The organism is Geodermatophilus amargosae (assembly GCF_900116515.1).
Lineage (GTDB): Bacteria > Actinomycetota > Actinomycetes > Mycobacteriales > Geodermatophilaceae > Geodermatophilus > Geodermatophilus amargosae.
In genome coordinates this window covers 1-1,734 of sequence record NZ_FPBA01000061.1, presented here as the reverse complement: position 1 = coordinate 1,734, position 1,734 = coordinate 1, and the positions used below count along the sequence as shown (strand labels likewise).

The window sequence follows — 1,734 nt, the reverse complement described above, 5'->3', positions numbered from 1 at the left end:
CGGCGATCAAGCGCGGCGGGCGCGGTCACCCGCGGCGCCGACCGGTCAAGCTGCACGGGGACAAGGGCTATGACAACCCGCGGGTCCGCCGCTACCTGCGCCGCCGCGGGATCTCCGCGCGGATCGCCCGGATCGGCCGGGACTCCAGCGCCCGCCTCGGCCGGCACCGCTGGGTCGTGGAACGCACCCTGGGCTGGCTGCTGTCCTACAAACGCCTGGCCCTGCGCTACGACCGCAGCGCCGTGACGATCACCGCGCTGGCCCGCCTGGCCGTCACCCTCATCTGCGCCCGACGCCTACCTGCGAACTAATGCAACGTCTTCTAATACTGCAACGGCAGTTATGGTGGTTCGTGTCCTCGACTGCGGTAGTGAGCGGCGCGGGCTTGGGCCTGGCGTCGTCGGCGCCACCATGACCAGTCCGCGGCGTGGTCGAGGTCAGGGCGTGGAGTGCGGATGAGGGTGTTGAGCAGGCGCCGGAGTTCGGGCACGGTCAGCGCGATGAGCTGCTTGTTTCCGGCTGCGAAGCCCCCTTTTCTGCGGTGGCGCGGGTGGCACTGAGGTAGGCGTGGGCGAGCATCGCCAGGGTGATGTGCCGATACCAGGCGGTGTAGTCACGCACCTGGTAGGAGGCCAGGCCGGCCTCGTTCTTGGCCGCTTGGAAGCATTCCTCGACGGCCCAGCGAGCCCCGGCCACGGCGAGGAGTTGCTCCAGGGTGGTGTCGGTGGGTCCGGCGCAGACGTAATAGGCCAGCTCCGCGGGCTCATCAGCGGTCCTGGGAATGGTTCGGCGGGCCAGCACCCAGCGCGCCCAGCCCGGATCGAACCCGGCCAGCAACTCGATCCGGGCCCAGTCGTAGAGCCGCAGCCCGTGCGCGCCGGCGCCGGCCGAGCACCGAGCCCAGGCCGTCTCGGAGAGCTCGGCGATCAGCGCGCGCACCCGGCGCTGGCGCCAGTCGACGGTGGCGACGGTGTCGTTGCTGCGGGTGGCCAGCACGTAGGGCAGCCCGCGCTGTTCACACCACACCCGCAGCCGCTTGTCTTGACCGTAGATCTCATCGGCGGTCAGCCAGCCGGCCGGTACTCCGGCGTCCAGGGCCCGGGTGAGCATCCGGCGGGCCAGCTCGGGCTTGGTCGCGAAGCCGACCTCGTCACCGATGCCGGCGGCGCGGGCGCGTTCCCGGTCGTCGGTCCAGGCCCGGGGGAGGTAGAGCTCCCGGTCGATCAGCGCCCGTCCGGCGCCGGTGGCGTAGGCCAGGAACACGCCGATCTGGCAGTTGTCGATCTTCCCGGTGGTGCCGGTGTACTGCCGGGCCACCCCGGCCGAGCGGGTGCCCTTCTTGATGAAGCCGGTCTCATCCACGATCAGCACCCCGTTAGGGCCGAGCCGCTCGACCACATAGCTGCGCAGCTGGTCGCGCACGGCGTCCGCATTCCAGTCCGCGGTGCGCAGCAGCCGCTGCATGCCATCGGGAGACACCTCGCCGGCGGCCTCGGCCAGCGTCCAGCCGTTCTTGCGCTCGGACTGCCCCAACAGGCCGCGCAGATAGGGCAACACCCGAGCCCGCGGTTCGGCCCGGGCGAAGGCACCGGCGATCCGCCGATGGACCTCCTCCAGGCCCGCCGCCCAGTCCTGCACCTCGGCCACCAGGCCATCGCAGCGCATCCGCACACGCTGCTACCAGCCCTCAGCCGATCCCGACAGCGACACGCATAACTGCCGTTGCAGTACTAA

Annotated in this window: 2 protein-coding genes; one reads left to right on the top strand and one right to left on the bottom strand. The window is 70.9% G+C overall.

What is annotated here, in order from left to right:
• The coding region (locus tag BM414_RS28110) for a transposase (RefSeq protein WP_139246140.1) at nucleotides 1–311 on the top strand (311 nt) is incomplete at its 5' end.
• Nucleotides 312–492: 181 nt separating this feature from the next.
• On the opposite strand, the gene BM414_RS28105 is transcribed toward BM414_RS28110, so the two are convergent.
• Complete coding sequence (locus BM414_RS28105) at nucleotides 493–1,665, bottom strand: IS701 family transposase (protein ID WP_093585349.1); 1,173 nt, start codon at nucleotides 1,663–1,665, stop codon at nucleotides 493–495.
• Nucleotides 1,666–1,734: the final 69 nt, after the last annotated feature.